We start from the raw sequence: 6,042 nt of genomic DNA on the forward strand, positions 1-6,042 counted from the left end.
ACAGATCACCGTGCGCCAGATGGCCCGCCACGCCGGAATGAGCGAACAGACCTTCGCCCGGCGCTTCCGAGCAGGTCCTCCGGTACGCGGCCGGGGACACCCCCAGTTCGACCTCGAAGGGAGCGTCCTGTCCCGCGAAACAGCTGGGGCTAGCTGACACTGCTTCGTGCCGCGCTGGAGGCTGTGCCTGTCACGAGGCGGAGCGACTCGGCCGCCGGCCCGAACTCCGCGCGATACATCGTCACGGCCTGCTCGTGGTCGTCGGGCAGCGTCAGGGTCTCGTACCTGAGAGGGATTGTGCCGACACGGTCGTGACGTATGCACAGCTCGCCGTGCGAGAACCGTTGCACGTCATGACTCGCCCACAAGCGACGGAAGTCGGGGCTCCTGTCCTGCGCCTCGGCCACCAGGGCGGCTACCAGGGGGTCGCCGAGATGCAAGCCGGCATCGAGCCGGAGCTGGAAGACCACCTGGGCAGCCTTGACCTCCCAGTCCAAGAAGAAGTCCCGGGACCGGTCATCAAGGAAGACGATCCGCGTCCAGTTGCGGTCCTGGTCCGGCAGGCCGAACCAGGGGTCGAAGAGGGCCGCGGCCGCGTCGTTCCAGGCAAGGATGTCGCCGCGCCGGCCCCAGACGTAAGCCGGCACGCCGTCGAGCGCATCAAGGAGCCGCACCACGTCCGGCCGCACCTGTTGCGGCTGACTGGGCTGGGCGCTGTGAACCGGGCGGGTTCTGGCCAGATGGAACAGGTGGGTTCGTTCGGACTCGGAGAGCCGCAGCGCCGCGGCGATCGACTCCAGGACCTCCGCCGACACATTCTGACCGTTGCCCTGTTCCAGCCGGGTGTAATAGGCGACCGAGACGCCGGCGAGCTGGGCGAGCTCCTCGCGGCGCAGGCCTGGTACCCGTCGGCGTCGCCCGAAGGACTGGACACCGACGTCCTCAGGCCGCAGACGAGCTCGGCGTGTGCGCAGGAACTCGTTCAACTCGGACCGAGGGGCCGCGGGCTCGCGCCTACCACCCTCCTGAGTCGTCATCTCCCCAGTATGAATGGCGCGGTACGTCCGTTGCTCGCGCTGCCGAGGTGAATCGGTTAAGGCGAGGACCCGGGCTCCGTTCAACTTCCCACACTGTGATCACGACCGAGCATCGCGGCGGCGAGGAATACCGCAGGTCTCGAATATCAGATGGTGCCGGGTGTCCGACCAGATACAGCAATTCGTGCCACGTTCCCACGTGTTCGAGCAGGCCACAGCGCTGAACCGTCCCCGGTGATCCGTCCGGAGCTCTGACCAGCCAGAATGGGTTTGACCAGGTCGGACGGCCACTACCCCGGACGTCACACCGAGAAGTACTTCGCCTCCGGGTGGTGGAACACGAACGCGTCCGTCGACTGCTCCGGGTGCAGCTGCAGCTCGTCCGACAGCGTGACCCCCACGCGCTCCGGCCGCAGCAGCTCCACGACCTTGTGCCGGTCCTCCATGTCGGGGCACGCCGGGTACCCGAGCGACATCCGCGCCCCGCGGTACTCCAGCTTGAACATGCCCTCGACGGTGCTGGGCTCCTCGGAGGCGAAGCCCAGCTCGGAGCGCACCCGCGCGTGCCAGAACTCCGCCAGCGCCTCCGTGAGCTGCACCGACAGGCCGTGCAGCTCCATGTACTCGCGGTACTTGTTCGCCTCGAACAGCTTCGCCGTGTGCGCGGAGACCGTGTCGCCCACGGTCACGAGCTGCACCGGCAGCACGTCGAACTTCCCGGTCTCCTCGACCCACGTGCGGGGCCGCACGAAGTCCGCGAGACACAGGTGCCGGTCGCGGCGCTGCCGCGGGAAGTGGAACCGCAGCCGTTCCGTCCCGACGGGACCACCGGATCCGCCGTCGGGCGCCCCGATCCCGGCGAGGTCACCGTGGTGCGCGACCACGACGTCGTCGCCCTCCGACCACACCGGGAAGTACCCGTACACGATCGTCGGGTCCATGATCTGGTCCGTCAGGATGCGGTCCATCCACTCCGCGAGCCGCGGCCGCCCCTCGGTCTCGACCAGCTCCTCGTAGGAGGCGCCGTCGTCCGAGCGGCCCGGCTTGAGGCCCCACTGGCCCATGAACGTGGCCCGCTCGTCCAGGAACGCCGCGTACTCCGAGAGCTGCACGCCCTTGACGATCCGCGTGCCCCAGAACGGCGGGTCCGGCACGGGGTTGTCGGTCGCGACGTCGGACCGCGCGGGCAGGTCCTCGGGCGCGGTCTGGGTCACCGTCACCACGTTGTGCCGCCGCTTGCGCAGCGCGGGCAGCCCGACGTCGTCCGGCGAGGCGCCGCGTGCGACCCGCACCAGGGGCTCCATGAGCCGCAGGCCCTCGAACGCGTCCTTCGCGTACCGCACGGTGCCGGGGAACCCGCCGGCGAGGTCGTCCTCGACGTAGGTCCGCGTCAGCGCGGCCCCGCCCAGCAGCACCGGCCAGCGCTTCTCGTACCCGCGGGAGGCCAGCTCCTCCAGGTTCTCCTTCATCACCACGGTCGACTTCACGAGCAGCCCCGACATGCCGATGACGTCGGCGTCGTGCTCGATCGCGGCGTCGATCATGGCGCTCACCGGCTGCTTGATGCCGATGTTCACCACGGTGTAGCCGTTGTTCGTCAGGATGATGTCCACGAGGTTCTTGCCGATGTCGTGCACGTCGCCGCGCACCGTGGCCAGCACGATCGTGCCCTTCGAGCCGTTGTCGCCCTCAAGACGCTCCATGTGCGGCTCCAGCAGCGCGACGGCGGCCTTCATCACCTCGGCCGACTGCAGCACGAACGGCAGCTGCATCTCGCCCTTGCCGAACAGCTCGCCCACCACCTTCATGCCCTCCAGCAGGTGGTCGTTGACGATGTCCAGGGCCTTCATCCCGGCGCCGAGCGCCTCCTCGATGTCCGGCTCCAGGCCCTTGCGGGCGCCGTCGATGATGCGCCGCGCGAGCCGCTCGCCCACGGGCAGCCCCGCGAGCTCGGCGGCGCGCGCGTCGCGGATCGCCCCCGCGTCCACGCCCTCGAACAGGTCCAGCAGCTTGGAGAGCGGGTCGTACGTCAGGTTGCCGTCGGCGTCCCACTCGCGCTTGTCCCACACCAGGTCGAGCGCGGTCTGCCGCTGCTCGTCCGGGATGGAGGACAGCGGCAGGATCTTCGCCGCGTGCACGATCGCCGAGTCCAGCCCGGCCTCGACCGCCTCGTGCAGGAACACCGAGTTCAGCACCGCGCGTGCCGCCGGGTTGAGGCCGAACGACACGTTCGAGACGCCGAGCGTGGTGTGCACGCCGGGGTACTTGCTGTTGATGCGCCGGATCGCCTCGATCGTCTCGATGGCGTCGCGCCGCGTCTCCTCCTGGCCCGTGGCGATCGGGAACGTCAGGGCGTCGACGATGATGTCGTCCACCCGCATGCCCCAGTCGCCCACCAGCGTGTCGATCAGCCGGGACGCGATGGCGACCTTGCCGTCGGCGGTACGCGCCTGCCCCTCCTCGTCGATCGTCAGGGCGACGACGGCGGCACCGTGCTCCACGACCGCCGGCATGATGCGGCCGAACCGCGACGTGGGCCCGTCGCCGTCCTCGAAGTTGACCGAGTTGACGACGCCGCGGCCGCCCAGCAGCTCCAGGCCCGCGCGGATGACGGCGGGCTCCGTGGAGTCGATCACCAGCGGCAGCGTCGACGCCGAGGCCAGCCGGGACACGACGTCCCGCACGTCCGCGACGCCGTCCCGCCCCACGTAGTCCACGCACACGTCCAGCAGGTGCGCGCCGTCGCGCGTCTGCGCGCGGGCGATGTCAACGACGTCGTCCCAGCGGGCCTCCAGCATCGCCTCCCGGAACGCCTTGGAGCCGTTCGCGTTGGTGCGCTCGCCGATCGCGAGGAAGCTCGTCTCCTGGCGCAGGTCCGTCGCGGAGTACAGCGAGGCGACGGCGTTCTCCCGCGCCGGCTCGCGCGCGGCCACAGGCCGCCCGCCCACGGCCTCGACCACGAGCCGCATGTGCTCCGGCGTGGTGCCGCAGCAGCCGCCCACCAGGCCCAGGCCGAACTCGCGCGCGAACTGCGTGTGCGCCGCCGCGAGCTCCTGCGGCGTCAGCGGGTAGGAGGCGCCGTGCGGCCCCAGGACGGGCAGGCCCGCGTTCGGCATGCACGCCACCGGCATCTGCGCGTGCTGCGACAGGTGCCGCAGGTGCTCGCTCATCTGCTCCGGGCCCGTGGCGCAGTTCATGCCGATCGCGTCGATGTCCAACGCCTGCAGCGCCACCAGCGCCGCGCCGATCTCCGAGCCCATCAGCATGGTCCCGGTGGTCTCGACGGTCACCGACACGATGATCGCGACCCGCTGCCCGACGCCGCCGTCCGACGCCGCGGCCATCGCCTGCCGGCAGCCCGTCACCGCGGCCTTGGCCTGCAGCAGGTCCTGGCTGGTCTCGATCAGCAGCGCGTCCGCACCGCCCTCGATGAGGCCCGCCGCCTGCTCCGCGAACGTGTCGCGCAGGTGCGCGTACGTGGTGTGCCCGAGCGACGGCAGCTTGGTGCCCGGGCCCATCGAGCCCAGCACCCAGCGCGGCTTGTCCGGCGTCGAGAACGCGTCGGCCCGCTCCCGGGCGATCCGGGCGCCCTCGCGGGCCAGCTCGCGGATCCGGTCGTCGATGCCGTAGTCCGACAGGTTCGACCAGTTCGCGCCGAACGTGTTCGACTCGATGGCGTCCACGCCCACCGCGAGGAACGCGTCGTGCACGCCCGCGATCAGGTCGGGCCGCGAGACCGTCAGGATCTCGTTGCAGCCCTCCAGCCCCTGGTAGTCGTCCAGGGTCGGGTTCGCCTCCTGGATCATCGTGCCCATGGCGCCGTCGGCCACGACCACGCGCGTGCGCATGGCCTCCAGCAGGGCGGCGGAGCGCTCGGCGAGCGCGGGCAGGGCGGCGGGGAGTGCGGTCACCCGGGCAGCGTAAGCCTTGGTCCGGCGACGGCGCCGTGCGTGCCCGGCCGTCGATATCGCGGGGGTATCGTCCCCGCATGACGACGCACGACTACCTGGCCTCCCTGTTCTCCCTGGAGGGCCGCACCGCCGTGGTGACGGGCGGCAGCTCCGGCATCGGCCGCGGCATCGCCGAGGCGCTCGCCCTGGCCGGGGCCCGCACCGTGCTCCTGGCCCGCGGCGCCGACCGACTCGACGAGGTCGCGACCGGCCTGCGCGAGCGCGGCTGCACCGTCGAGACCGTGGTCGCCGACCTCTCCACACGCCCCGGCATCCGCGCCGCCGCCGACGCGATCGCCGAGGTGGGCGAGCCCGACATCCTCGTCAACAGCGCGGGCATCAACCTGCGCCCCCACCTCGGCCAGGTCGACCAGGAGACCTGGGAGGTCACCATGACCGTCAACCTGGAGGCGCCGTTCCAGCTCGGGCAGCGGTTCGCACCCGGCATGGCGGCCCGCGGCTACGGCCGGCTCATCCACATCTCCTCGCAGCAGGCCCACCGCTCGTTCGTCGACAGCGGCGTCTACGGCGTCTCCAAGGGCGCCCTGGAGTCGCTCGCCCGCTCCCAGTCCGAGGCCTGGTCCGCGCGCGGCGTCACCGCCAACACCCTCGTGCCCGGCTTCGTCCTCACGCCCCTGAACCAGCACCTGCAGGACGACGCCGAAAAGGTCACGGCACTCGCCGCCCGCACCACCGTCGGGCGCAACGGCGTGCCCGAGGACTTCGCCGGCGCCGCCGTCTTCCTCGCAAGCGCCGCCTCCGGCTACGTCACGGGCCACTCGCTGTTCGTCGACGGCGGCTTCTCGGTCCACTGACCCACTGCCCTGTCGCGGGCTTCGGGCTTCGGGCTTCGGGCCCCTGGGCGGGGGACAAAGCATGCGCGGCTGGAGGGGTAACGGAGACGTAGCACTGCTACCTGCTCGTTACCCTCCCGGCGGCGAAGACTCTTCCCCGATGGTGTGACGAGGGCGTCGAGCGTCGTGACGTGCTGTCGTCCAGCGCCGGAAACAATCACGCGCTTGAGGTCGGTTGCTGTGAGTAGACATTGTCTACTC

Annotated in this window: 3 protein-coding genes; 1 reads left to right on the forward strand and 2 read right to left on the reverse strand. The window is 70.9% G+C overall.

Annotated elements, in window-relative coordinates; genetic code table 11:
- Positions 1-149: 149 nt before the first annotated feature.
- Together ACFU5G_RS15515 and metH are read right to left on the reverse strand one after the other, a co-directional pair.
- Entirely contained in the window at positions 150-1,037 is an 888-nt protein-coding gene (locus tag ACFU5G_RS15515; protein ID WP_377246172.1) for a helix-turn-helix domain-containing protein, read from the reverse strand.
- A gap of 302 nt (positions 1,038-1,339) precedes the next feature.
- Positions 1,340-4,885 carry a methionine synthase gene (gene metH / locus ACFU5G_RS15520; RefSeq protein WP_377246178.1) on the reverse strand — a complete coding sequence of 1,182 codons (3,546 nt, stop codon included), beginning with the start codon at positions 4,883-4,885 and terminating at the stop codon, positions 1,340-1,342.
- Positions 4,886-5,025: 140 nt separating this feature from the next.
- Here metH and ACFU5G_RS15525 point away from each other — a divergent pair, with 140 nt between their 5' ends.
- A complete protein-coding gene (locus tag ACFU5G_RS15525) occupies positions 5,026-5,802 on the forward strand; it encodes an SDR family NAD(P)-dependent oxidoreductase (RefSeq protein ID WP_377246175.1) in 777 nt (258 codons plus the stop codon).
- Positions 5,803-6,042: the final 240 nt, after the last annotated feature.

The sequence above is a fragment of the Promicromonospora sp. NPDC057488 genome, from assembly GCF_042802395.1.
Lineage (GTDB): Bacteria > Actinomycetota > Actinomycetes > Actinomycetales > Cellulomonadaceae > Promicromonospora.